We start from the raw sequence: 23,956 nt of genomic DNA, 5'->3' as shown, positions 1-23,956 counted from the left end.
GTGAATAAATGGAGACATTATTAGCAGGAATTACATCCATTACGATGGGCCAAATCGTGATGATGCTTATCGGAGCCACCCTGATTTATTTAGGGATAAAGAAAGAGTACGAACCTACATTACTAGTGCCTATGGGACTTGGTACCATCTTGGTCAACTTCCCAGGGACAGGCGTTCTGACCCAAATGGTCAACGGATCTGAATCAGAGGGCGTTTTGGATGTTCTCTTCGAAGCAGGTATCAGCACAGAGCTGTTCCCGTTACTGATTTTCATCGGTATCGGTGCCATGATCGATTTCGGTCCGCTGTTGCAAAACCCATTCATGTTATTATTCGGAGCTGCCGCTCAATTCGGTATCTTCTTTACAATCGTTGTCGCTATCTTCTTCGGATTCGATATCAGAGAAGCCGCTTCAATCGGTATCATCGGAGCTGCTGATGGCCCAACAGCCATCTTCGTATCCAACCAGTTGGCGCCTAATCTACTAGGACCTATCACGGTTGCCGCTTATTCCTATATGGCGCTTGTTCCGATCATCCAACCGATCGCGATCAAAGCTGTCACTACCAAAGCAGAACGCCGCATCCGCATGACTTACAAAGCGGAAGGCGTATCTAAAATGACAAAAATTCTTTTCCCGATCATCATTTCAATCGTAGCCGGTTTTATCGCACCAATTTCCCTTCCGTTGGTAGGTTTCCTGATGTTCGGTAACTTGTTGCGCGAATGTGGCGTGTTGGACAGACTGTCATTGACTGCACAAAACGAATTGGTAAACATCATCAGTATCCTGTTGGGCCTTACGATTTCCGTCAAAATGCAGGCTGATTTGTTCTTGAATTTCCAAACATTGATGATCATCGCTTTCGGTTTGGTTGCCTTCATCATGGACACAATCGGCGGCGTGTTGTTTGCAAAACTGCTGAACTTGTTCAGAACTGAAAAAATTAATCCGATGATCGGTGGAGCCGGTATTTCCGCATTCCCGATGTCAAGCCGTGTAATCCAAAAAATGGCTACTGACGAAGATCCTCAAAACTTTATCTTGATGTATGCGGTCGGTGCGAACGTATCCGGACAAATTGCATCTGTTATCGCTGGTGGTTTAGTACTTGCCTTCTTTAGTTAAGAAGGTTCATTGAAAGGAGAATTATTATGGTATATGATCCAGAAGCTTTAAAAATTGCATTTGAATTAATGATTTTCGGTATGGGCGGCATCTTCCTAGTCCTATTCCTCCTGTATGCAGTATCGATTGTACTGATCAAACGTTTTCCAGCCTAAAAATAAAAAAAAGAAGGCTTACCTATGTATGAACTGAAAAGAATCTGGATAACGCGTGTTCCAGCGGACAAAAAAGCTTGGGAGGATTTATTGTTCTTAGGCGGACTTGTCCCGGACGAGCAAGTCGACTATACAGTAGGCCTCTATGACCGAAACAAATTAGTCGCTACCGGATCGACTTATCAAAATATCATCAAACTAGTCGCTGTCGATCCTGAGTATCAAAGCGAAAATTTATTGACAAAAATCGTGATGGCTTTATCTTCCAAGCTTCACGATGAGGGCATTATCCACTTCTTTTTGTACACGAAACCCTGCGTGGCGATTTCGTTTGCGTCCCTTGGCTTTAAAGAGATCATCCGCACAAACACGATTCTCTTTATGGAACAAGGATCTCCTGATTTTTCGGACTACTTGGCCTTGCTAGAGAGCCGCAAGAGGGATGCCGATCATGCGGGAGCCATCGTAATGAATGCGAATCCGTTCACTAAAGGTCATTTGTACTTAGTCGAAACGGCTGCTGCTCAAGTTGATGTTCTCTATCTTTTTGTCCTGTCCGATGATCGCTCCGAATTTTCGACGGAAGAGCGATCAAAGCTTGTCAAGGCGGGCACACAGCACCTTCCAAATGTGGTCATTCTCCCGACAAGGGATTATCAAGTGTCATCCGCTACTTTCCCATCCTACTTTCTGAAGGATCAGGCAGTAGAAAGCATAGCCCGCGTACAGGCAACGCTGGATGCAACCTTGTTCAAGGAGAGGATCGCGCCTGCTCTCCAGATCAAAACGCGCTTTGTAGGGGAAGAACCATTATCCCCCGTTACAGAGGTATATAACGAGAGTATGCGTGAGATTTTTTCTGATACCCTTGCCCTGACAGTCGTTCCCCGGATCGAACTGGATGGACAGGTCATCAGTGCTACACGTGTACGAAAAGCATTGAAAGAAGATGATTTTCAAACAATTAAAAAACTTGTACCAGCAACAACGTATTTGTATTTAATAGAAAATTATGGAAAAATTAATAGGGGTGAAAAAAGTGGAAATTAAAAAATATGCAGTAGCGGGAACGACTGAATCAAGTGACATCATGATCGTCGTTGAACCTAGTGATAACAATGAAGTTGCAGTGACACTGGATTCAAGCGTGGAAAAACAATATGGCGATCGTATCGAGGAAGTCATCATCGCAACACTTAAAAATCTGGGCATCACAAGCGCGAAAGTATCCGCTGTTGACAAAGGTGCATTGGATTGCACGATCGAAGCGCGTACAGTAACAGCCATTCATCGTGCTGCTGAAAACGACGACTACAACTGGAAGGAGATGGACACATGGAACGTTTAAGAAGAACGATGATGTTTGTCCCTGGCGCAAATGCTGCAATGCTTAGGGATGCCCCCCTGTATGGTGCTGATTCAATCATGTTTGACTTGGAGGACGCTGTTTCTCTGAAAGAAAAAGATTCAGCCCGCACATTGGTGCATTTTGCATTGAAAACATTTGATTACAGCAAATCAGAAACAGTTGTACGTATCAATAGTTTAGACACTGTTGGAAAACTAGACATTGAAGCTGTAGTTTTGGCTGGCGTAAATGTTATCAGACTCCCAAAAACAGAAACTGCTCAAGATATCATTGATGTAGATGAAGTAATCACTGAAGTCGAAACAAAATATGGTATCGAAATCGGAACAACTAAAATGATGGCAGCCATCGAATCTGCTGAAGGTACATTGAATGCTCGTGAAATCGCAAAAGCATCTACTCGTTTAATCGGGATTGCATTAGGCGCAGAAGACTACGTAACAAACATGAAAACAAAACGCTACCCTGACGGACAAGAATTGTTCTTCGCAAGAAGCTACATTCTTCATGCTGCTCGTGCAGCTGGAATTGCTGCTATTGATACAGTTTACTCTGACGTTGACAATGTACAGGGCTTCTCCAGAGAAGTTGAACTTGTTAAACAACTTGGTTTTGATGGTAAATCTGTTATTAATCCTCGTCAAATTCCAATCGTGAACAAGATTTACGCACCAACAGAAAAAGAAATTCAAAATGCAAAAGAAGTTATCTGGGCAATCAGAGAAGCAGAAGAAAAAGGTTCCGGCGTTATCTCATTGAAGGGTAAGATGGTTGACAAACCAATTGTTGAACGTGCACAACGCGTTATTGCATTGGCCAAAGCGGCTAAACTGATTAACGAGGAGGAAATTTAATAATGGCCATCAATAAAGTTGGAAAAGACATTCCTGAAGTATTTGCTCAACAATACGGTGTTTATGACGGGGAATTAGCAAACATCGCTGATTACGAAGAGTCTACTCGTAAACTTCATCCTGTAAAGCCTACCGACAAAAAGATGTTAGGTAGCATTCGTGAAGCGATTGAAAAAACAGGACTTAAAGACGGCATGACAATTTCTTTTCACCATCATTTCCGCGAAGGCGACTTCGTAATGAACATGGTTATGGATCAAATTGCTAAAATGGGTTTCAAAAACATTTCTATCGCACCAAGCTCCATTGCAAATGTTCATGAACCATTAATTGGACATATTAAATCAGGTGTTGTGACAAACATTACATCAAGCGGATTACGTGATAAAGTTGGGGCAGCTATTTCCCAAGGTATCATGGAAAACCCTGTTGTGATTCGCTCTCATGGTGGGCGTGCCAGAGCAATCGTCCGTGGAGATATCCATATCGATGTTGCTTTCTTAGGTGCTCCAAGTTCTGATGAATATGGAAATGTGAATGGAACATCAGGAAAAACAACGTGCGGATCTTTAGGCTACGCTATGGTAGATGCAAAGTATGCTGATAAAGTTGTCGCTATTACTGACTCATTGATGCCTTATCCAAACACACCAATCAGTATTCCTCAAACAGATGTTGATTATGTTGTTGTCGTTGATGCAATTGGCGATCCTGAAGGAATTGCTAAAGGGGCAACACGGTTCACTAAAAACCCTAAAGAACTATTGATTGCAGAATATGCTTCTAAAGTAATCATTAATTCTCCTTATTATAAACAAGGTTTCTCTTTCCAAACAGGTACCGGTGGAGCATCTCTTGCTGTAACGCGCTTCTTGAGAGATTCTATGATTGAAGATGGTATCAAAGCTAGCTTTGCTTTAGGTGGTATTACTAACGCAATGGTAGAATTGCTTGAAGAAGGACTTGTTGGAAAAATCATCGACGTGCAAGATTTTGACCATCCATCTGCTGTTTCTTTAGGAAAAAATGCGAACCATTATGAAATTGATGCAAACATGTATGCTTCTCCATTAAGCAAAGGCGCTGTCATCAATCAATTGGATACAGCTATTTTATCTGCGCTAGAAATCGATACCGACTTTAACGTGAATGTTATAACAGGTTCTGATGGTGTTATTCGTGGCGCTTCAGGCGGACACTCAGATACAAGTGCAGCATGTAAAATGAGTTTGGTTATTTCACCACTTATTCGTGGACGTATCCCAACAATTGTTGATACAGTAAATACTGTCGTTACACCAGGTGCTAGTGTAGATGTAGTTGTTACCGAAGTTGGTATTGCTATCAATCCTGAACGTAAAGATTTAATTGAACACTTCAGTAATCTTGATGTTCCTCAATTTACAATTGAACAATTAAAAGACATTGCATATTCTGTAGTAGGAGCACCAGAACCTATTGAATACGGAAACAAAGTAGTTGCTTTAATCGAATACCGTGATGGCACGATAATCGATGTGGTAAAAAATGTCTAGTACAACCCTTTTTACTGAAGGAGAACGCGTCACTTTAGCAGAAATGTTGGCGGTGCGTGAAAAACGTGTCGCCATCCAACGGGAATTATTGAGCAGCCAGAAAGAGGACAGCCTCTTGATGGCACTCATGAATATCCCAGGCCCGATAAAAAACAATCAACAGTTGGAAGCTGTCTTTACTGAGGTTCTGGAACGCATAGAAGAAGTGTTGGGCAATGATCTGCCGCAAGCTTCCCTCTACCGGAACCTGAAGACAGGTGCGGAATACTTTTTCCTTTCGTCATTGACGCCTGCACAACTGAAGGAAAAAATGGTAATGATCGAAGAAACGCATCCTTTCGGGCGATTGTTTGACCTGGATGTTCTTTGGATGGAAGGCAATGATCTGAAGAGCATCAGCCGAACCAAATTAGGGTTGAACACGAGACGTTGCTTCATCTGCAATCGTGACGCAAAAGATTGCGGACGCAGCCGTCGCCACACCATTGAAGAAATGCAAGATGCCATTTCTAAAATAATACAAGAAGGAAGTGACCAATTACATGACTAAAGAAATCCGTTTTATGGAAACGGTCTTGCGTGATGGTCAACAAAGTTTGATTGCAACACGTATGCCACTATCAGATATGTTGCCGATCATCAAAACCATGGATGAAGCCGGCTACCACTCCATCGAAATGTGGGGAGGGGCTACCTTTGACTCTTGTATCCGTTATTTGAATGAGGATCCTTGGGAACGTCTGCGCACGATCCGTAAAGAAGTCAAACATGCAAAACTGCAGATGCTTTTGCGTGGCCAGAACCTATTGGGATACAAACACTATTCCGATGATGTCGTCAGCGCATTTGTCGAAAAATCGATCGAAAACGGAATCGATGTTGTGCGTGTCTTCGATGCATTGAATGACTTGCGCAACCTGAAGACAGCCATCGATATCACCAAAAAAGCTGGCGGCCATTGCCAGACAGCAATTTCTTATACAACCAGCGAATTCCACACAGTTGACTATTTCGTCGGTTTGACGAAGGAAATGGCTAAAATGGGCGCAGATTCCATCTGCATCAAGGATATGGCCGGCGTTTTGACGCCAGCTGTCGCTTTTGAATTGGTAAGCAAAATAAAAGCAGCCGTTGATTTGCCCTTGGAAGTCCACACCCATGCGACAAGCGGCATTGCTGAAATGACGTACCTGAAGGCTGTTGAAGCCGGTGCTGATATCATCGACACAGCTATCTCCCCGTTTGCTGGTGGCACAAGCCAACCAGCTACGGAATCCGTTGCAATCGCTTTGGAAGGTCTGGGCTACAACACGGGTCTTGACATGAACAAACTTGCAGAAATCGCCGATCATTTTGCACCGATCCGGGATCGTTTCCGCAACGACGGCATCCTGAACCCTAAAGTGAAGGACGTCGAGCCGAAAACATTGCTGTACCAAGTACCAGGTGGCATGCTTTCCAACTTGTTGAGCCAACTGACTGAACAAGGCCTACAGGACAAATATGACGATGTATTGGCAGAAGTTCCGAAAGTGCGTGCGGACTTAGGCTACCCTCCATTGGTTACACCGTTATCGCAAATGGTCGGTACGCAAGCCTTGATGAACGTCATCTCAGGCGAGCGCTACAAACTTGTGCCTAACGAAATCAAGGAATATGTAAGAGGTCAATACGGCAAACCGCCAGTAGCGATTTCTGCAGAAATCACGAAAAAAATCATTGGCAACGAAGGCATCACAACTGTGAGACCTGCCGATCTGATCTTGCCGCAAATGCCTAAATTTGAAAAAGAGATCAAACAATACGCTAAATCCACAGAAGACGTCTTGATGTACGCTTTGTTCCCGCAACAAGCAAAAGACTTCCTGGGACGCAGAGAAGACAGATTCTACGATGTTCCAGTACAAACAATCGATGTTTCAATCGACGTACAATAATCCTAGAGTGATCCAAAAAACTTCAAGCCAACCCTAATCGGTTCGCTTGAAGTTTTTTTGTGCGGCGGATGTTAAAATGGATGTATACACAGCCGATAAGCCGAGTTTGTCGGCGGGAAAGAGGAGGGCTAAAATGTTCTGCGATTATCATGTCCATACGTATTACAGCGACGATTCCGTGTACCCGATGGAAGACGTCGTAACGGATGCCATCGGATTGGGGATGGCGGAGATCTGCTTCACTGATCACGTCGATTACGGTATCAAGGTCGATCCGGAAAAACTGACGGAAGAAGAAAAAATCGGGAAGATCCTGAACGTCGAGTATCCTGCCTATTTTGAAGAACTGGACCGCTTGAAGGAAAAGTATGCAGAAAACATCGCCATCCGGGCGGGCTTGGAATTCGGCATGCAAGTCCATACCATCAACGATTTCCAAAAGCTCTACGATCGTTATGCACTGGATTTTGTGATCCTTTCCTGCCATCAGGTCGGAGACAAAGAATTTTGGACCCAGGACTTCCAGAACGGGAAAACACAAAAAGAATACAACGATAGTTACTATCAAGAAATCCTGGATGTCATCTCCCGCTACAAAGACTACAGTGTGCTGGGGCACCTTGATCTGATCAAGCGCTACGACATGCAAGGCGATTACCCATTCGAAGCGGTGAAGGAGATCATCGCCGAAATTCTGAAGCAGGTCATCCAAGACGGCAAAGGGATCGAAGTGAATACGTCCTCGCACAGATATGGCCTGAAGGATCTGACGCCATCAAGAGCCATTTTGAGGCTCTACAAGGACTTGGGTGGCAGGATCGTGACGATCGGCAGCGACAGCCATGAAAAGCACCACCTAGGAGCATATATCGAAGATACCAAGTTGGAATTGAAGGCTTTGGGGTATGAACAGTACTGCACCTTCGAAGGCATGCAGCCGATTTTCCATGAACTATAGGAGCAACAATTTTAAGTAAAAAAAAACGAAAATACTCGTTTGAGCATTTTCGTTTTTTTTTTAGTTCATTGGCTTAAGAACATTGTCCTTTATCGGACAGGAATAAACTTATGCTTCCGGGAACAACAGTGCCACGATATCGTTTGTTGTGATGCAGTACAGCTGCCCTTCAGACAATACTGGCGTTAAACGGTTTGTTACATCTGATTTGTCGAAACGGGAACCGCGCAGGGCGGACTCGAGCGTATCGATGTCAATCGAACTGAAGAAGTCACCGGAAATTTGACAGTCCTGGATGACGTAATGATCGAGCTGGAGAGCGATTTCTATGCGTCCCCCGGGCAATCGGCCGGTAACACTGAAGTTAGCTTCCCGTGACTGGCCATAGTTCCATTCCCAACGGCGATATTTTTGTTCGGCAAGCTTCTGCACGGCATCGTACTGTTCCGGAGTGAGTTCAAGGATGTTCGCTTCCTGGCCCAAGATGTTCCGGCGAAATTCGTCAGCAAACCAGTTGCGTTCAGTCGTAGGTGCTACATGGTCGGTGATAAGGGCGGTGCGTTCACGTACCGAATCAACGCCCTTGCTGCGCAGTTTTTCGGGATCGACCTTCAAGGCAGCCGCCATATGATCGATATTCGTATCGAATAGGAGGGTCCCATGATGGACGGTAAAGCCCGCCTTCATATATTGGGCATTTCCCGATATTTTTTGACCGTGGATGGCGATATCGTTCCGGCTGTTCCGCTCTGCTGGAATACCAAGCGTCTGCAGGGTATGGATAATTCTCTCCATATAAGGTTCGAAATCTATGGCTTGATTTTGGCCATCCACGATGAAGCTGTATTGGTAGCACCCTCCATCGGTGTAAATGGCACCACCGCCGGAAGGACGCCGGACAACATCGATTGATTCAGCCTCGATGTAGGCTGAATCAATTTCCTTGAACGCATTCTGGTATTTTCCCAGCATCACGGTAGGGCGCGTCTGCCAAAGTAAAAACAGGGCGTCCGCCTCTGCCGGGAAGTTTGTTATGCAGTATTCTTCCAAGGCAAAGTAGAAAGCGGCATCCCGTTCCTCGCATGAAATCGTATACATTAATTTCCCTCCTTATTGGGTATGAGCGGATTCGACAGCGGCACGGGCACGGTAAGAGCTTCGCACAAGCGGTGAACTAGCTACATATTTGAATTTTTTCGCCATGCCTGTCCGTTGGTATTCAGCAAAAGTTTCCACGGGGACATATTCATGCAACGGATAATGTTTCGGAGAAGGTTGTGAGTACTGGCCGATCGTCAAAAAGTCCACATCGACTGCACGTAAATCATCCATCAATTCATTGATTTCATTGGCGGTTTCGCCTAAGCCAAGCATAATGCCCGTTTTTGTCAAAATACTGGGATCTTGTTTTTTGACATATGCCAGTACGTCCAAAGAACAATCGTAAGTGGCGCGGTGACGGATTTTCGGTGAAATGCGGCGCACGCTTTCCATGTTATGGTTAAACACGTCTGGTTTTGCCGCAATGACTTTATCGATCGCCAACTGGTCTCCCTGGAAGTCGGGTGTCAGCACTTCGATCATCGTGTGTGGATTCTGTTTGCGAACTTCTTCGATGACTTCTGCGAAGTGACCAGCCCCGTAATCCGGTAAATCATCGCGGTCGACGCTTGTGATCACGACATATTCCAATCCCATTTTTTTGACTGCTTGAGCCAGTTGCTGAGGCTCATTTTCGTTGACAGGGCCTGGCCTGCCATGGGTAACATCGCAAAAACGACAACTGCGCGTGCAAATGCGCCCCAAAATCATAAAGGTTGCCGTACCGCTGCTGTAGCATTCGCCCATGTTTGGACAGCTGGCTTCATTGCACACAGTATTCAATTCGAGTTCATCCATTAATTGCGTTACTTTTTCAACGGCTTCTGGGTTATAGCGCACTTTGAACCATTGTGGTTTTGTTTCCAAAATCATTCCTCCTGATGTTTAGAGTATGTCGATAATAGCGATAGCTTCACCGGTTTGGACGGCATCATTTTCCTTGACCAAGGTTTCTACAAGCACGCCGTTAAAATTACTCTCGACTTCGCTGACGACCTTATCTGTTTCAACCTCGAATAATACTTCGCCAGCTGCGATTGTATCTCCAACGCTTTTCGTCCAGATTCCAAAAATGACTTCATCGCTTTTCGGGTTAATTTTCGGCATCGTTACCGTTTGCTGCATGAGTGTTCCTCCATTTCTTTTTTAGCGTACACAGTGATAATTTTGGAATGGTACAGTTTTCGTTTCGTTTGAAAACATTGCATCCGGGTTAGGGATAAGATAATATTTTAACCACTTTATCATTTTAACGGTTCGCTCAGCTTAATTCAAGGGGGGATGGCGAAGAATGATAAATATGCTGAACACCTCCCATCTTCGCCATTATACTAATGGAGAGGACAGGAGGTGTTCATTTTATTCTTACTTTGGCTCGGCGGCAAAAGGTATGTCAGAATACTTGCGCCGGAATTCCATCCAGTAAGGATGTATTTGATTTTTGCCGATTCGAAAACGGTGAAAATCGCTGAATAATAATACAGATATTCAAGGTGTTTGATCAGGGGGTGAGCACCCGTTGGCAGTGTCTGGTTGCATGTCAGCGTCTTTCTTGACTGTGTCATAGTATCATCCTTAGCTTGTTTTTATCATTTCCAGTCTATCATATTCTGTCGCCTTCCATGCCGGCTGTAAGTATATTTTCTGATGACGGAGCTTATATTTTTTGCAGCGAATAGTTTGGCTGCCATCAAGGTGTTCCGAATCACTGCTTTCTATTCTTTGTAGTATAATGAGGGGTAAATAAGACTGTACGGTCACTGGTAATTCAACAACCCATTCCAATAACCACAACCATGATTTTCCGCAGCTGAATCCAATCAACGAATGTCACATCGTCCAAGAAGGGATCCTATATGATAGTTATTATTGCATTTTCTGTCCTTTTTTTGATGCTTGGCGCACGTGAAAAAGCCCAGAATCAAAAAAATATTGACGCGATACCCGTTCGCATTGTTGTAAATGGTATCCGAGGCAAATCGACTGTGACGCGGCTGATGACGGGGGTATTGGCTGAGGGTGGCTACAAGGTTGTTGGGAAAACAACGGGGACGGCTGCCCGCATGATATTTTGGAACAACGATGAAGAATTAGCGATTGAAAGAAGACCCGAAGGTGCCAATATTAGTGAACAAAAAAAAGTGACGGCATATGCTGTCAAACTGGGAGCGGATGCCCTGGTCAGTGAATGCATGGCGGTCAATCCAGATTACCAGATCGTTTTCCAGGAACAATTAATGCAGGCGAATATTGGCGTCATCGTCAATGTGGTAGAGGACCACATGGAAGTGATGGGCCCAACCTTGGATAATGTAGCCGAGGCATTCACGGCCACCATACCCTATGATGGAAAGTTGATCATCGCAACAGGTCCTTACGAGCAGTATTTCAGAAATATCGCGGAAGAGCGCAGAACGGAAATCATTGTAGCCGATACGGCTCAGATCAACGAGGACCAACTGAAAGCATTCAGCTATGTCGTATTCCCGGAGAATGTGGCTCTCGCTTTGGCATTGGCCAAAGCTCTGGATGTGTCTGAGGCTGACGCATGGAGAGGCATGCTGAGAGCCAATCCGGATCCGGGTATATTAAAAATACATACAATCAATGTTTTGGGGGAGGACACCTATTTTGTCAATGCTTTTGCTGCCAACGATGCAACCTCCACCTTGGCTATCTGGCAGAGGGTAAAGGACTTGGGGTATCCAAACGATAAGGTAGCGGTCATCATGAACTGTCGGCAAGATCGCATGGATCGCACGATGCAGTTTGCTGAAGATGTTTTGCCCCTTATGCCAGCTGAACTCTTCATTTGTATGGGTGAGGGGACAAAACCGGTACGCGATGCCTATCATAAAGGCATGATTATCACTGAAGAATTCATTACTTTTAAAGGGGAGGATGGGTTCGCCATCTACAAAGAAGTGGAAGTGCGGATTGCTGGGAAAGTGATATTCGGAGTCGGTAACATTCATGGCACTGCTGAGGAATTCATCGAGGCGTTACTGCGTGTTAAACCCGAGGGGGAAAAATTATGTACGGGACAGAATTATACATCGCCATTATAATTGGCACCTTTCTTAGCTTGCTTTATACGGAAATAACCGGGATATTGCCGGCGGGTTTGGTTGTAGCCGGGTATTTCGCCTTGATGTTCAATCATCCCTATGCAATCTTGGGGATATTATTCATCAGTTGCTTGACATACTTGATTGTGACACATGTCGTCTCACGTTTCGTCATTCTGTATGGTCGTCGAAAATTTGTTGCGATGATCACGGTGGGGATCCTCATCAAGCTGTTACTTGACTACCTCGTACCGTACATACCCTATGAAATATACGAAATAAGTGGAATCGGCGTCATCATTCCCGGGATCATTGCGAACACGATTCAACGCCAAGGTTTTGTCCATACCATGACCAGCACATTGCTGGTGAGTGCTACGACTTATTTCGTTTTGTATGGGTATAATGCCTTCTTCCAGTAATGTGAGGTGATTCTGTATGGATAAAAAAATGACGTTCAAAATGAAATCCCTTCTTTTCATGAAAAAACACAAAAAAAATACTACGCGCCATACGCTGCTTGCCACGGTCGTGCTGCTTTTTCTTTTGATTTTGTTCCCTGTCTGGAACTACTTTCTGGGCCAGAAAACTCCAGTGCATGAAGATGCGCGGAATACGTTCACAGGAAGTTTTGTAGGGGACGTGGCGTTTAATGCCTATTATGAAACGGTCGTTGCGAAAGGCAGGGACAAAGAATTCAGCAGGCATCTCGATAGTTACCTTGGAACATCCGATTATGTCGCCGGAAATATCATCGGCCTGACGACAGACAAAGAAACCACATTGTTGAAAGATTTTAACATCTCAACGGTGAATATCTTCAATGACTCAGAGTTTTCTGCCTCAGCCGTTCAAATGGCGAATACACTGGAAATACTGGATGAAAAAAACATTACACACGTCGGCCAGGATGCGGCCGCCACAGTGAAAATCATCTATCAGGAGATCAATGGAATCAAAATGGCGACAATTGGCATAAATGAATCGCGGTATGCCACTACCCTGAAGGTGATAGGAGAGGCGCACCGCGATGCAGATCTCGTTATTGTCCATTTAAATTGGGAAGAGCAGTACTCCTCCTCTGTCGAAACCGAAGACAGACGGATAGCCGAAGCAATCAGTGACGCGGGGGCGGATATCATTGTCGGACATAATACGGAGGTCCTGAAGCCTATCGAAATCTATAATGACACGGTCATTCTGTACAGTCTGGGAAATTTTCTGCACGGAGAAGTTTATTCGGCCACGAATGAGAGCGCCCTTGTACAATACGTCATTGGACAAAATGGTTCTTCGCTGAAGGTGATACCGTTGAATTTGGCATTTGGTCGTCCAGAGCCGGCTTTGGGCATCTTTGAAGTCCTTACACGCTATAATATTTTCAAAATCCTAACATCTGAACTGCCCGAGGATTCATCATGGTCAATCGAGGGAGGCATATTGAATGTCGAACTGGATTGATCCTGACTTACCTCGGCAAGTTATAAAAAAAATCTGTACAGAAAACAGGCAGGTCAGCCCTTATTTTATAAGGACTGACCTGCCTGCACTATTATTAATGGGCTGCAAGTGACGTTTCAATGGCGGTTGTATAGGCCTCGAAGGCGCTTGTCGTTGTTTCTCGACCTGCCTCATCAAGACTCTCGAATAGCTTTAGCCGCTGCGAAGAAGATATTTCAATCTGTGCCCCTGCTTTACGGGTATTGTTATTGCAAATATTCCAATCATCGGTGGCTGCAAGCTTCATCGGTGCATCCGCTACTTCAAAACCTGCTGCCGTCAGACCTTTCTTGAGCTGAGCGACCAATTCTTTATCACGGCCCCCAACATAAGTGAGTTCGCTTGAACCTGCAAAACCATGGATGGATAAGGTACGATCAGATTCCTGGACCAAAGCCCGCGCAATCGGTTCGTCAAAATTGGTGGACGTTATGCGCAAGGACAAATTATCGCTGCCCATAATGCCATAGAAGGTGTAGAAGTCATAGTCATCCCCCGCGATGGCATCCGCCAATTCGCTTGTTCCCGGCTCAATGGATCCGCCGTGAATGGCGATGACAGCCAAATCAGAATCGGTTTTTCTTGAAATGATTTCATAATCGACGCCCTCAGCCCGTTCATCAGCAAGTTCGCTGTAATCCTCATAGGATCCGCCATTCTCTGTTTCGATGTCCGAATAGTCGTTCCCGGGAAAAAGGGCGATGACGAGCAGTCCGCTCATCGCGATTAAACCTAAAAATTTCTTCACCAGCGCCCCCCCTCTGCAAAAGGATTCCATGCTATAAATAAAAGGTTGGAAAATCAAGATGCATCAGATTTTTTCATGTAGTCATACTTCTGTATTTGCTTCCATTATATACGAAAACTACCCAATGAGAATCCGATATGAATTATTATGGGGCAGTTTATTTATTTGTCAAATCGATTCAGGCATCCCAAATCTGTTTGGTGGAAAGGCCGGAAAGCAGTCGGCTGTTCTGGTTGCGTTTGACCAGATTGTTGATTCTGCGTTCCTCGTAGCCGGAACAGATCATCTTTTCTTCTGCCGACTCGGGCTGGATCAGCGGCATCATAAAGTCGGGATCCGAGCTGTCGGTGATGACGAAAGTCAGGAAGGCGTAGGCGCAGATGCGGCTTTCGCCTGTGCGTACATCCGTGGCGGTCAGCTTGGCGAAGGCTTCCACAGATGTGTTCCCGCAGCCGGAAACATAAGCCTCCACGTAGATGGCCTCATTTTTCCGGACGGGTTGGATAAAAGCGACCAAATCGACAGTCGCAGTGAAGGAAGGCCGTTTGACGAAATTGAACACGGCCCTGCCGCAGGCTGAGTCGAAGTGCGACATGATTTCGCCGCCGAACAGGGTATCTTTATCGTTCAATTCGCTGTAGGACACGAACGCAGTGCGTACGTTCCGCGTCTGGTTGCATGTCAGTTCTTTTTTTGTATGGTCCATATTATCATTCCTTGTTTGGATTATTTTTTTCATTGTATCACAGCTTTTGGCTTCAGAAGTGTCTTCCGATTGCTTTTGCATTTTGTCGGTCGAGGCTTCTGGTTTGTATCCGTTTGCATAACGTTATAAAATGGACACAAGAGATGCGTTTCCTTTGGGTAAGAAACGCTTCTTGCATCTGTCCTCCGAAACCAGCAGAAGAAAAGAGGTCTCAGTAATGAACAGAAAACTGATGCGCATGCTGATTGTTGTCGCTTATATCCTTCTCCCTGTACTTATCGCCGCAGTCGCACTCAGGAACAGGAGCTTCCTTTCCGCAGGCCCGCCTTTTCTGGGAATTGTGTCCTATACTTGGCTTTTGATGGGAGTCATCATCGCATCCCGTCCGAGGTTCATCGAACAATACTTCAGCTTGGACAAGCTGAATCGATTCCATGCCATCATGGCCGTCGTCGCCTTGTCTATCGGGGTCACCCATAAATTATGGGTAACGGTTCTCTGGGGCTGGGTATACCGCTATTCGACCATTTTCGGGGACTTGGCCATCATCTTTTTTTTGACCATCGCCGTCCTTTCTGCCCTCATCCTGACGAACTGGTTCGGACGAAAAAAAATCGTCAAAACAGCCAAAACAACCCTCAAAAAATATCCCATCGCCAACTACGAGAAGATGAAATTCGTCCATAATTTCAACATAATCGCCGCCACTTTTTTGGCTATCCATGTCTTGACCATGACCGTGATCGTGCAGGGAGACTACCTTTCTGCCGCCATTCTCGGAGGCTATTTTGTTTTGGCGTTTGGCCTGTACGTCAACCACAAATTCCTCAAACCCACCAGACTCAAGAAAAACCTGTTCACCGTCACTGCCACAAAACCGGAAAACGGCAATGTCCTGGAAGTCCATCTGAAGCCGGACAATGGCGAAGTATTCCCTTACCAAGCCGGACAGTTTGTCTTCCTGCGCCTCTATGACGCGCAGTATTCATCGGAAGAGCATCCTTTCTCGCTGATCAGTGCCCCGCAGGATCGGGATGAGGTCGCACTGGCCATCAAGGATTCCGGGGATTACACGCACCGGTTCCAAACGCTGCAGCCGGGAGTCAAAGCGTCGCTTGAAGGCCCTCATGGCGGTATGTGGCATGTTCAGGAAGGGATGCACGATAAAGCGGTGAGTATGGTCATGTTTGCGGGAGGCATCGGGATCACGCCAATGCTGGGAATATTGGAAAACAGCGCCCGCCTAAAATTTCCGAACAGGACGGTACTGGTCTGGAGCCTGAAAAATCGGGATGAATATGGTTTTACCGATAAGCTCCAATCGTTGAAGGACAGGCTCCCTGATTTCCGTTTGGTGCCATTCTTTTCCAATGAGAGCGGCTTCCTGGATGAAGTAAAAATCGAGAAGATTCTCCAGGATAATGAAATCCGATTTGAGGCTACAGAATACTTGTTATGTGGACCGCCGCCATTCATGAATGCAATCGAAGCAGCTTTGTTTAAAAAAGGCGTGTCCAAAGGCCGCATCCATTATGAAACATTTGGTTTATGATGAAGGAGGATACAACATGTCCAGAAAAAAAATGAGTATGATACTGCAAGCAGGGTTAGCCGGCTTGTTGTTGGTCGCATGTGCGCCTGCCACAGTAGAAGATAGCGCAGCAACGAGTTCCGAAACTGTATCGGTCAGCAGTTCAGCTGAAGAAATGCGGACCTTCACGCTCGAAGAACTCAGCCAATACAACGGTAAAAATGGACAGCCGGCTTATGTAGCCGTCGATGGGGTAGTCTACGACGTCACAAACGTGGAAGCTTGGAAAAACGGAGAACACAAAATGGGCTTGACTGCCGGCAATGAACTGACGGAAGAAATCACCAACCAGTCGCCTCACGGCAAAAAGGTTCTTGAGGAACTGCCGATCGTCGGCGAGTTAGTCGAGTGATTTTTACATTATTTGAGAGAAAAGGAGCCTTCCGTCTGGAGCGCTCCTTTTCTTGTTGATCGGATACTGTGACAAAAAAATGACACTCCGACAAGGCTTGCTTTTTGTACGTTGGGACTTTTTAATGCATTTTTTTATCGATTGAAATGGCTTCACAGAGCGATTTTTGAGGCCGTAAAGGGCTTGCCGTTAACTACTTTTGTCTAATGATTCAATTTTGAACAGAATCCGAACCTTTCAAAAATTGGGTGAAAGTGCCTTCATTTTTTTTGGTAAAATGCCTATACTTGTTCTTGTAGGAAAGACGGTGCTGACGCCAACGCGCTGGTATCGATCTGTTCCAGAACTATTTGAGAGGGGACAAATCATGAGAGTCGATTTAACTACTAAACCATATAACTTGGATGCAGAGGGAATCAAATGGGTCAAAGATACGATTGCAGGCATGTCTGTCGAAGAGAAAATCGGACAACTGTTCATCAATATGGGATCAGAGCGCACGGAGGAATATCTGACTGGCGTATTGAATAATTATCATATCGGCGGAGTCCGCTACAATCCAGGTAAGTCAGAAGAAGTATATTTACAAAACAAAATTCTGCAGGAAAACAGCAAAATTCCTTTGTTGATTGCTGCCAACACAGAGGCAGGAGGCAATGGTGCGTGTACGGATGGCACGTATGTAGGTGTTGAAGTGAAAATTGCGGCTACAAATGATGCGAAATATGCATACGAAATGGGGCGTGTTTCCGGAGTTGAAGCTGCTGCTATCGGCTGTAACTGGAGTTTTGCACCTATCGTGGATATCAACCGTAACTGGCGTAACCCGATCATCGCAACGCGTACGTGGAGTGGCGACGTGGACAAAACCATCGAAATGTCATTAGCGTATATGAAAGGGATTCAAGAGAGCGGTATCGCACCAGCAGCAAAACATTTTCCTGGTGACGGAATTGATGAACGCGATCAACATTTATCATTTAGTGTTAACCCATATTCAACTGAAGAATGGGATGATACTTTTGGCAAAGTTTACGGAACGCTGTTTGAAGCAGGCTTACCATCCATCATGGCAGGGCATATCTCTTTGCCTGAGTATGTTAAACACTTCAAACCTGAAGCGACAGTTCAAGAACAAATTTTACCCGCTACATTGAATAAATATATTCTTACAGATCTTCTTCGCGATAAAATGGGCTTCAATGGTCTAGTTGTTACCGACGCTAGCCACATGGTTGCGATGACTTCAGCGATGAAACGTCAAGACATGCTGCCTACGGCTATTGCAGCAGGTTCTGATTTATTCCTATTCTTTAATGATCCAGATGAAGATTTCCAATGGATGTTGGATGGCTACAACAACGGCGTCATCACGGATGATCGTTTGGAAGAAGCGTTGACGCGTATCTTAGGTACTAAAGCTGCTTTAGGCCTACACAAAAAAGCGAAAACCGAAATCTTGCCATCAAAAGAAGAAGCGATGGCTAAAATCGGCTTGCCGGAAAACAAAGCAATCGCAGTTGATGTTGCCGACAAAGCGATCACCTTGGTCAAAAACAACCAAAATATCTTCCCGATCTCACCAGAAAAGACAAAACGGGTCTTGTTGGTTAACGTTGAAGGCCATAAAGGCGGATTCGGCGCAATGATCGGCGGCGAAGCTGTTCGCCCTGTTGATACCTTGAAAGGTATCCTGGAAGCTGAAGGCTTCGAAGTTTCTATCTGGGAATCTACCGAAGAAAGAATCAACAAATTACCAGAAGAAGAAAGAGCGGCCGCTGTGATGAACGTATATGCTCAAAAACGTCCAATTAAAGATTTGATTGCAGCCTACGACTTGATCATAAATGTAGCATCGGTACAACCGAATACGGATCAACGCATCCAATGGCCTGCTTCGAAAGGAACACCTGATATTCCTTTCTATATTCATGAAATACCTACTATCTTTGTTTCTGTAAACGCACCAAACCACTTGGCTGACGTGCCGCAAGTACAAACATACATCAACACATATGACAGCAAAGACTTCACCTTGCAAGCCCTTGTCAACAAAATGGTTGGTCGTTCCGAATTCACTGGCGTTTCTCCAGTTGACGCATTCTGCGGATTCCTGGATACGCGTTATTAATCGTTAAGAGAAAACTTCACAAGTTCGCACTTCGCGAGCCTGTGGAGTTTTTTTTTGCTTTTATTCCAGTACAGATGCGCCATCCCACCAGCCAATATTCCCGAAAACTTATTTGCAAGTGCCTGTTAGTGGTGATAAAATGAAAGAAATTTCATTTATCAAATAATGAATAATAGAGCCTGAAAATGGCCCGAATGCGTACAGCCAGAGGAGGCAAAACGATGAATAACGAATTGAAGGAAAAAATCCTGAAAATTATTGAAAAGAACAACAAGCTGACTGATGAAGAAGTCGCAGTCATGTTGGGTGTAGCCACAGAAGAAGTGGCGATTGCCGTGAAAGAACTGGAAGCGGACAAAATCATCTGCGGGTACCATACCCTGATCAACTGGGACAAGACCGGCGATGACGAAGTTTCTGCCATCATCGAGCTGCGCGTAAACCCGCAAAGAGGGTCCGGCTTCGACCGTATCGCGGAAAAAGTCTACCAATTTCCGGAAGTGGAGACTGTTTTCCTGATGTCCGGTGGTTTTGATTTTATGGTGCAACTGAAGAAAGCGCCGATGAAGGAGATTGCTTTGTTTGTAGCGAAACGCCTTTCAGTCATCGATGAAGTTCAATCAACCACTACCCATTTCGTATTGAAACGTTATAAAGATCACGGCACGCTGTTCGTGGATGAGGGTGAAGACAAACGGATGGTGCTGACTCCATGAGAAATCCGATAAATGCTAAGGTGCGCGAAATCAAACCTTCCGGCATCCGGAGATTTTTTGATATTGCGAATGAGATACCTGGAGTGATCTCGTTGGGGGTTGGCGAGCCCGATTTTGACACCCCTTGGATTGTGCGTGATGAAGGCATGTATACCCTTCAAAAAGGGCGTACCTTTTATACTGCCAATGCCGGTTTGGCCGAACTGCGCCAGGAAATCTGCCGCTATCTGGAACGCCGCTACAATCTGCACTATTCCCCCGAAGATGAAACCGTCGTTACGGTGGGTGGAAGCGAAGCCATCGATTTGGCTTTGCGGGCCATGTTGGATCCGGGCGACGAGGTCGTCTACGCGGAGCCATGCTATGTTTCCTATCTTCCGTGCATCGTATTGGCTGACGGGGTTCCCGTCGCTATCCCGTTGCAGGAGAAGAATCAATTTCGTTTGACGAAAGAAGAACTGGAAGCGGCGATAACTCCGAAAACAAAAGTACTGATTCTTTCTTATCCCAACAATCCGACTGGGGCCGTTATGTCCAAAGAGGACTTGGAAGCAATCGCTGAAGTCATCATCGCAAACGATCTATTCGTCATTACCGATGAAATCTATAGTGAACTTTCCTACAATGGAAATCACTTCAGCATTGCCGCTTTGCCGGGAATGAAGGAACGGACCGTGTACATCAATGGCTTTTCGAAAGGGTATGCGATGACCGGTTGGCGTCTGGGCTACGCAACTGCTCCGCCGATCATTATGGAACAGATGATCAAAATTCATCAATTCGCCATCATGGCCGCACCGACGACAAGTCAGTACGCCGGCATTGTTGCATTGAGGAACTGTGATGACAATGTAGCTGAGATGCGTGAAAGTTACAATCAACGTCGCCGTTATCTACTGAAAGTCCTAAAAGATTTGGACTTACCGTGTTTTGTACCGTATGGCGCCTTTTATATCTTCCCAAACATAACCGAATTCGGTTTGACTTCGGAAGAGTTCGCTACACGTTTGGTTCTGGAGGAAAAAGTGGCCGTTGTGCCAGGCACAGCCTTCGGAGAGAGCGGAGAGGGATTCATCCGTATTTCCTACGCTTATTCAATCGAAGAGCTGAAAGAAGCCTTCAAACACATAAAAAGCTTTATCGAACGCCTACGTGCAGAGAATAAAAGCAATCAATAAGAAGAAAGACTGCAGAGTTGCGTCCCTACGCAACTTTTGCGGTCTTTTTTGATCGATGGCTGCGGAAATGGCTATGTATCAGGCTATTTGAACATTTTAAAAAATTTTGAATAAAAATGGTTTACAAAATATACCCTATGGGGTATTATAGGTTCATAAGCGATTGATACTACTTACGAAAAAGGAGCCAAGTATGCTATTTAATTTATTCAACAGTATGCCTTCCGTATCCACTAAGGAATTGGAAGCCAACTTAACCGAAAAACCACAAATAATCGATGTCCGTGAACCGAACGAATTCATCGCAGGACATATTCCGGGCGCAAAAAATGTTCCGTTGCGAAAAGCGGAGACATATACCCCTAAGGGTAAGGTTTATGTGATTTGCCAATCAGGCGGTCGCAGCAAACGTGCAGCAACTATCTTAAAATCCAAAGGCTACGATGTAGTCAATGTCAAAGGCGGCATGTCCGCATGGTCAGGCCCTACAAGAGGAGGAAAACTATGATGAAAATTGTTATTATCGGTGGAGTGGCAGGCGGTATGTCCGCTGCAACACGTTTGAGAAGATTGAATGAAGATGCAGAAATCATTGTATTGGAAAAAGGACCTTTCGTTTCCTTTGCGAACTGTGGCTTGCCTTACTATGTATCAGGCGATATACAAGAACGCAGTGATCTATTGGTCCAAACCCCTGAGCAATTGCGCGCACGTTTTGACTTGGATGTCCGTCCTTTCAGCGAAGCGACCGCAATCGATCCGGATAAAAAAGAAGTGACAGTCCGCTCTAAAGATGGCGAATACCAACTGGCTTACGATAAAGTCATTTTATCCCCAGGAGCAAAACCATTCGTACCGCCAGCAGAAGGTCTGTCCGAAGCCAAAAATATCTTCACAATGCGCAATGTACCGGATGTGGATGCTGTCACAGGTTTCATCCTTGAGCACAAACCGAAAAAAGCGGTCGTCATCGGAGCGGGATTCATTGGTCTTGAAATGGCTGAAAGTTTGGCGCACCGTGGTTTGGCTGTAACGATCGTCGAAAAAGCACCGCATGTCTTGCCTCCATTCGATGAAGAAATGGCTGCTTACCTGGCGGATGAATTGAAAGCGAACGGCGTCACGCTGTATACAGGCGTTGCGGCTACGGCTTTCCAAAATGAAGGCAAAACAATCGTCCTTGAAAACGGCGTGACACTGGAAAGCGATTTGACGATCATGTCAGTCGGCGTCCAACCTGAGAACAGCCTAGCAATCGCTGCGGGTATCGAAACAGGCATGCGCGGCGGTATTCTGGTCGATGAAAATTATGAAACAAGCAAAAAAGACATCTACGCAGTCGGTGATGCAATCATCGTGAAACAACAAATCACTGGTGAAGATACGATGATCGCTTTGGCTTCGCCAGCGAACCGTCAAGGACGCCAGGTAGCCGATGTCATCAGCGGCTTGAACAGAAAAAATAAAGGCAGCATCGGTACCGCAATCGTGCGTGTATTCGGTCTGGCCGGCGCTTCCACAGGTCTGAACGAACGCCAATTGCAGTTGTCGGGCAAAGAATACGCAGTCGTGCATATCCAAGGTAAGAGCCATGCCGGATATTATCCGAATGCATCAGCAATCGTCCTGAAATTGATTTTCCATCCGACAACCGGTGAAATTTACGGAGCGCAAGCTATCGGAGCGGATGGCGTAGATAAACGCATCGACATCATCGCTACAGCAATCAAAGGCAATTTGACGGTCCATGATTTGCCGGAATTGGAATTCACATACGCACCTCCGTTCGGTTCAGCCAAAGATCCAGTCAATATGGCCGGATACGCAGCCATGAACATCATTGAAGGCATTTCTGAATCCATCCAATGGTATGAATTGGAAAAGATGCAAGAAGCAGGCTACCAACTGTTGGATGTCCGCGGTGAGGGCGAAATCGCAAGACTAGGCTCCTTGAAGGGTGCCATCAATATCCCTGTCGACGATTTGCGCGCACGTATCGGGGAATTATCGAAAGAAACACCGATCATCGTCAGCTGTCTCAGCGGTTTGCGCAGTTACATCGCTGAACGTATCTTGAAGCAAAATGGATTTACAGTCAAAAATTTAGATGGTGCATTCAGCTTATATGCAACCGTCAGACCAGAAAAGGTGGTAAAATAATATGTATCAATCAATTACAATGCCGGAATTCGAACAATTATGGAAAAAAACTCCTGTCAAACTAGTGGACGTACGTGAAGATGACGAATTTGCACATGCACACGTTGACGGTGCCATCTCTATGCCTTTGAGCGGCTTAGAAGACACTGTGGATCAACTGGATAAGGATGAAAATTACTATGTTATGTGCCTGAGCGGTGCTCGCTCAACTGCAGCTTGCCAATATCTTGCTTCAAAAGGCTACAAAGTAACGAACGTAATGGGAGGCATTTCGGCCTGGAGGGGTGAGGTTGTGTGAACCAATACAACAAAAATATAATCAACCGCATTAAGCGCGCGGAAGGACAAATGCGTGGCATCCTTGCCATGATGGAAGACGGAAAGAACTGTTCCGATGTCGTGACGCAATTATCCGCAGTCCGATCAAGCATCGACCGCGCAATGGGCATCATCGTTGCGGAAAATCTGGTCGCCTGCGTGAATGACCAGGAAAAAGACAACATTTCGAAAGAAGAAAGCGTACAACAAGCAATCAATCTATTGGTTAAGAGTCGATAGAACGAGAGAGCGTGATGGTCTGCGGTAGGGGGGAGCATTAAGAGGGCAAGCGCAAAGTGGTCGCTTTTTGACCATGTGCGCTTATCAGCTTAAGCGCAAACCCCTGCAGACCAGAACGCATTTGCGAGAGAACGTGATGATTTCCAGGTAGGAATCATCACGCGTTTGATAGAACGTAACAAATGTAAGCAGGGGCTGTCTCAAAAAGA

The 23,956-nt window shown here is 45.5% G+C and carries 26 protein-coding genes; 21 read left to right on the top strand and 5 right to left on the bottom strand.

All coding sequences use genetic code 11. The features are described 5' to 3' along the window. Positions 1-8 precede the first annotated feature (8 nt). The 9 genes from WBM30_RS02290 to WBM30_RS02250 all read left to right on the top strand — a co-directional run bounded on the left by WBM30_RS02290 (position 9) and on the right by WBM30_RS02250 (position 7,938). On the top strand, positions 9-1,130 hold the full coding sequence (locus WBM30_RS02290) for a sodium ion-translocating decarboxylase subunit beta (protein ID WP_424899176.1): 1,122 nt from the start codon (positions 9-11) through the stop codon (positions 1,128-1,130). A gap of 26 nt (positions 1,131-1,156) precedes the next feature. Continuing rightward, the gene (locus WBM30_RS02285) at positions 1,157-1,285 is read left to right on the top strand and encodes an OadG-related small transporter subunit (RefSeq protein WP_424899175.1); all 129 of its coding nucleotides are present in this window, start codon (positions 1,157-1,159) and stop codon (positions 1,283-1,285) included. A gap of 24 nt (positions 1,286-1,309) precedes the next feature. Continuing rightward, positions 1,310-2,335: a [citrate (pro-3S)-lyase] ligase gene (gene citC, locus WBM30_RS02280; protein ID WP_086626834.1), complete on the top strand. Its 1,026-nt coding sequence runs from the start codon at positions 1,310-1,312 to the stop codon at positions 2,333-2,335. Next, positions 2,325-2,633 carry a citrate lyase acyl carrier protein gene (gene citD / locus WBM30_RS02275; protein ID WP_086987251.1) on the top strand — a complete coding sequence of 103 codons (309 nt, stop codon included), beginning with the start codon at positions 2,325-2,327 and terminating at the stop codon, positions 2,631-2,633. The genes citC and citD overlap by 11 nt, the downstream gene beginning before the upstream one ends. Continuing rightward, positions 2,621-3,508, top strand: a complete 888-nt coding sequence (gene citE / locus WBM30_RS02270; RefSeq protein ID WP_424201561.1) for a citrate (pro-3S)-lyase subunit beta — start codon at positions 2,621-2,623, stop codon at positions 3,506-3,508. The genes citD and citE overlap by 13 nt, the downstream gene beginning before the upstream one ends. A gap of 2 nt (positions 3,509-3,510) precedes the next feature. Further along, on the top strand, positions 3,511-5,043 hold the full coding sequence (gene citF / locus WBM30_RS02265) for a citrate lyase subunit alpha (RefSeq protein WP_424899174.1): 1,533 nt from the start codon (positions 3,511-3,513) through the stop codon (positions 5,041-5,043). Further along, positions 5,036-5,593, top strand: coding sequence for a citrate lyase holo-[acyl-carrier protein] synthase (gene citX / locus WBM30_RS02260; protein WP_424899172.1), 558 nt, complete (start codon positions 5,036-5,038; stop codon positions 5,591-5,593). Before citF ends, citX begins: the two co-directional genes overlap by 8 nt. Further along, positions 5,586-6,980 (top strand): oxaloacetate decarboxylase subunit alpha, encoded by a 1,395-nt coding sequence (locus WBM30_RS02255; protein WP_424899171.1) that lies wholly within the window; start codon positions 5,586-5,588, stop codon positions 6,978-6,980. Before citX ends, WBM30_RS02255 begins: the two co-directional genes overlap by 8 nt. A gap of 133 nt (positions 6,981-7,113) precedes the next feature. Then, positions 7,114-7,938 (top strand): histidinol-phosphatase HisJ family protein, encoded by an 825-nt coding sequence (locus WBM30_RS02250; protein WP_424899170.1) that lies wholly within the window; start codon positions 7,114-7,116, stop codon positions 7,936-7,938. Positions 7,939-8,046: 108 nt separating this feature from the next. Here WBM30_RS02250 and WBM30_RS02245 read toward each other — a convergent pair whose 3' ends face one another. From WBM30_RS02245 to WBM30_RS02235, 3 genes are read right to left on the bottom strand one after another with little or no spacing between them, the layout of a single operon-like run. Next, the gene (locus WBM30_RS02245) at positions 8,047-9,036 is read right to left on the bottom strand and encodes a lipoate--protein ligase (protein ID WP_424899169.1); all 990 of its coding nucleotides are present in this window, start codon (positions 9,034-9,036) and stop codon (positions 8,047-8,049) included. A gap of 12 nt (positions 9,037-9,048) precedes the next feature. After that, on the bottom strand, positions 9,049-9,906 hold the full coding sequence (lipA, locus tag WBM30_RS02240; protein WP_424899167.1) for a lipoyl synthase: 858 nt from the start codon (positions 9,904-9,906) through the stop codon (positions 9,049-9,051). Between the two features lie 18 nt (positions 9,907-9,924). Further along, positions 9,925-10,164 (bottom strand): biotin/lipoyl-containing protein, encoded by a 240-nt coding sequence (locus WBM30_RS02235; RefSeq protein ID WP_424899166.1) that lies wholly within the window; start codon positions 10,162-10,164, stop codon positions 9,925-9,927. A 731-nt stretch (positions 10,165-10,895) separates the two neighbouring features. Between WBM30_RS02235 and pgsB the strand changes: the two genes are divergently transcribed. From pgsB to WBM30_RS02220, 3 genes are read left to right on the top strand one after another with little or no spacing between them, the layout of a single operon-like run. Next, entirely contained in the window at positions 10,896-12,107 is a 1,212-nt protein-coding gene (gene pgsB, locus WBM30_RS02230) for a poly-gamma-glutamate synthase PgsB (RefSeq protein ID WP_424899165.1), read from the top strand. Then, positions 12,074-12,529 carry a poly-gamma-glutamate biosynthesis protein PgsC gene (pgsC, locus tag WBM30_RS02225; protein ID WP_424899164.1) on the top strand — a complete coding sequence of 152 codons (456 nt, stop codon included), beginning with the start codon at positions 12,074-12,076 and terminating at the stop codon, positions 12,527-12,529. The genes pgsB and pgsC overlap by 34 nt, the downstream gene beginning before the upstream one ends. Positions 12,530-12,545: 16 nt before the next feature. Beyond that, positions 12,546-13,568, top strand: coding sequence for a CapA family protein (locus WBM30_RS02220; protein WP_424899163.1), 1,023 nt, complete (start codon positions 12,546-12,548; stop codon positions 13,566-13,568). Positions 13,569-13,662: 94 nt separating this feature from the next. Here the strand turns inward: WBM30_RS02220 and WBM30_RS02215 are convergent, their stop codons facing one another. Together WBM30_RS02215 and WBM30_RS02210 are read right to left on the bottom strand one after the other, a co-directional pair. After that, on the bottom strand, positions 13,663-14,355 hold the full coding sequence (locus tag WBM30_RS02215; RefSeq protein ID WP_424899162.1) for a poly-gamma-glutamate hydrolase family protein: 693 nt from the start codon (positions 14,353-14,355) through the stop codon (positions 13,663-13,665). Positions 14,356-14,533: 178 nt separating this feature from the next. Continuing rightward, on the bottom strand, positions 14,534-15,061 hold the full coding sequence (locus WBM30_RS02210) for an acyl-CoA thioesterase (RefSeq protein WP_424899161.1): 528 nt from the start codon (positions 15,059-15,061) through the stop codon (positions 14,534-14,536). A gap of 217 nt (positions 15,062-15,278) precedes the next feature. Here WBM30_RS02210 and WBM30_RS02205 point away from each other — a divergent pair, with 217 nt between their 5' ends. The 9 genes from WBM30_RS02205 (at position 15,279) to WBM30_RS02165 (ending at position 23,747) form a co-directional block, all read left to right on the top strand. Next, complete coding sequence (locus WBM30_RS02205) at positions 15,279-16,613, top strand: ferredoxin reductase family protein (protein WP_424899160.1); 1,335 nt, start codon at positions 15,279-15,281, stop codon at positions 16,611-16,613. Between the two features lie 16 nt (positions 16,614-16,629). Next, the gene (locus WBM30_RS02200) at positions 16,630-17,004 is read left to right on the top strand and encodes a cytochrome b5 domain-containing protein (RefSeq protein ID WP_424899159.1); all 375 of its coding nucleotides are present in this window, start codon (positions 16,630-16,632) and stop codon (positions 17,002-17,004) included. Between the two features lie 367 nt (positions 17,005-17,371). Then, positions 17,372-19,135: a glycoside hydrolase family 3 protein gene (locus tag WBM30_RS02195; protein ID WP_424899158.1), complete on the top strand. Its 1,764-nt coding sequence runs from the start codon at positions 17,372-17,374 to the stop codon at positions 19,133-19,135. Positions 19,136-19,368: 233 nt separating this feature from the next. Further along, positions 19,369-19,851: an Lrp/AsnC family transcriptional regulator gene (locus tag WBM30_RS02190; RefSeq protein ID WP_424899416.1), complete on the top strand. Its 483-nt coding sequence runs from the start codon at positions 19,369-19,371 to the stop codon at positions 19,849-19,851. Further along, positions 19,848-21,029, top strand: a complete 1,182-nt coding sequence (locus tag WBM30_RS02185) for an aminotransferase class I/II-fold pyridoxal phosphate-dependent enzyme (RefSeq protein ID WP_424899157.1) — start codon at positions 19,848-19,850, stop codon at positions 21,027-21,029. The genes WBM30_RS02190 and WBM30_RS02185 overlap by 4 nt, the downstream gene beginning before the upstream one ends. A gap of 193 nt (positions 21,030-21,222) precedes the next feature. After that, positions 21,223-21,537, top strand: a complete 315-nt coding sequence (locus tag WBM30_RS02180) for a rhodanese-like domain-containing protein (protein WP_424899156.1) — start codon at positions 21,223-21,225, stop codon at positions 21,535-21,537. Further along, on the top strand, positions 21,537-23,189 hold the full coding sequence (locus WBM30_RS02175) for an FAD-dependent oxidoreductase (RefSeq protein WP_424899415.1): 1,653 nt from the start codon (positions 21,537-21,539) through the stop codon (positions 23,187-23,189). Before WBM30_RS02180 ends, WBM30_RS02175 begins: the two co-directional genes overlap by 1 nt. 1 nt (position 23,190) lies before the next feature. Continuing rightward, positions 23,191-23,487, top strand: a complete 297-nt coding sequence (locus tag WBM30_RS02170) for a rhodanese-like domain-containing protein (protein ID WP_107994869.1) — start codon at positions 23,191-23,193, stop codon at positions 23,485-23,487. Further along, positions 23,484-23,747 carry a metal-sensitive transcriptional regulator gene (locus WBM30_RS02165; protein ID WP_084253961.1) on the top strand — a complete coding sequence of 88 codons (264 nt, stop codon included), beginning with the start codon at positions 23,484-23,486 and terminating at the stop codon, positions 23,745-23,747. The genes WBM30_RS02170 and WBM30_RS02165 overlap by 4 nt, the downstream gene beginning before the upstream one ends. Positions 23,748-23,956: the final 209 nt, after the last annotated feature.

Origin of the sequence: Trichococcus sp. (assembly GCF_049684335.1) — a bacterium.
GTDB lineage: Bacteria > Bacillota > Bacilli > Lactobacillales > Aerococcaceae > Trichococcus.
This window is presented reverse-complemented; position numbering and strand designations above follow the sequence as displayed.

What these genes read in the sequence shown, in the direction of transcription:
- WBM30_RS02290 (WP_424899176.1), top strand. Translation starts at nt 9, where the DNA reads ATGGAGACATTATTAGCAGGAATTACATCCATTACGATGGGCCAAATC.
- WBM30_RS02175 (WP_424899415.1), top strand. Translation starts at nt 21,537, where the DNA reads ATGAAAATTGTTATTATCGGTGGAGTGGCAGGCGGTATGTCCGCTGCA.
- pgsC (WP_424899164.1), top strand. Translation starts at nt 12,074, where the DNA reads ATGTACGGGACAGAATTATACATCGCCATTATAATTGGCACCTTTCTT.
- WBM30_RS02195 (WP_424899158.1), top strand. Translation starts at nt 17,372, where the DNA reads ATGAGAGTCGATTTAACTACTAAACCATATAACTTGGATGCAGAGGGA.
- citX (WP_424899172.1), top strand. Translation starts at nt 5,036, where the DNA reads ATGTCTAGTACAACCCTTTTTACTGAAGGAGAACGCGTCACTTTAGCA.
- pgsB (WP_424899165.1), top strand. Translation starts at nt 10,896, where the DNA reads ATGATAGTTATTATTGCATTTTCTGTCCTTTTTTTGATGCTTGGCGCA.
- citE (WP_424201561.1), top strand. Translation starts at nt 2,621, where the DNA reads ATGGAACGTTTAAGAAGAACGATGATGTTTGTCCCTGGCGCAAATGCT.
- WBM30_RS02235 (WP_424899166.1), bottom strand. Translation starts at nt 10,164, where the DNA reads ATGCAGCAAACGGTAACGATGCCGAAAATTAACCCGAAAAGCGATGAA.
- WBM30_RS02250 (WP_424899170.1), top strand. Translation starts at nt 7,114, where the DNA reads ATGTTCTGCGATTATCATGTCCATACGTATTACAGCGACGATTCCGTG.
- WBM30_RS02185 (WP_424899157.1), top strand. Translation starts at nt 19,848, where the DNA reads ATGAGAAATCCGATAAATGCTAAGGTGCGCGAAATCAAACCTTCCGGC.
- citC (WP_086626834.1), top strand. Translation starts at nt 1,310, where the DNA reads ATGTATGAACTGAAAAGAATCTGGATAACGCGTGTTCCAGCGGACAAA.
- WBM30_RS02285 (WP_424899175.1), top strand. Translation starts at nt 1,157, where the DNA reads ATGGTATATGATCCAGAAGCTTTAAAAATTGCATTTGAATTAATGATT.
- WBM30_RS02255 (WP_424899171.1), top strand. Translation starts at nt 5,586, where the DNA reads ATGACTAAAGAAATCCGTTTTATGGAAACGGTCTTGCGTGATGGTCAA.
- WBM30_RS02205 (WP_424899160.1), top strand. Translation starts at nt 15,279, where the DNA reads ATGAACAGAAAACTGATGCGCATGCTGATTGTTGTCGCTTATATCCTT.
- WBM30_RS02210 (WP_424899161.1), bottom strand. Translation starts at nt 15,061, where the DNA reads ATGGACCATACAAAAAAAGAACTGACATGCAACCAGACGCGGAACGTA.
- WBM30_RS02245 (WP_424899169.1), bottom strand. Translation starts at nt 9,036, where the DNA reads ATGTATACGATTTCATGCGAGGAACGGGATGCCGCTTTCTACTTTGCC.
- WBM30_RS02180 (WP_424899156.1), top strand. Translation starts at nt 21,223, where the DNA reads ATGCTATTTAATTTATTCAACAGTATGCCTTCCGTATCCACTAAGGAA.
- WBM30_RS02200 (WP_424899159.1), top strand. Translation starts at nt 16,630, where the DNA reads ATGTCCAGAAAAAAAATGAGTATGATACTGCAAGCAGGGTTAGCCGGC.
- citF (WP_424899174.1), top strand. Translation starts at nt 3,511, where the DNA reads ATGGCCATCAATAAAGTTGGAAAAGACATTCCTGAAGTATTTGCTCAA.
- WBM30_RS02170 (WP_107994869.1), top strand. Translation starts at nt 23,191, where the DNA reads ATGTATCAATCAATTACAATGCCGGAATTCGAACAATTATGGAAAAAA.
- WBM30_RS02220 (WP_424899163.1), top strand. Translation starts at nt 12,546, where the DNA reads ATGGATAAAAAAATGACGTTCAAAATGAAATCCCTTCTTTTCATGAAA.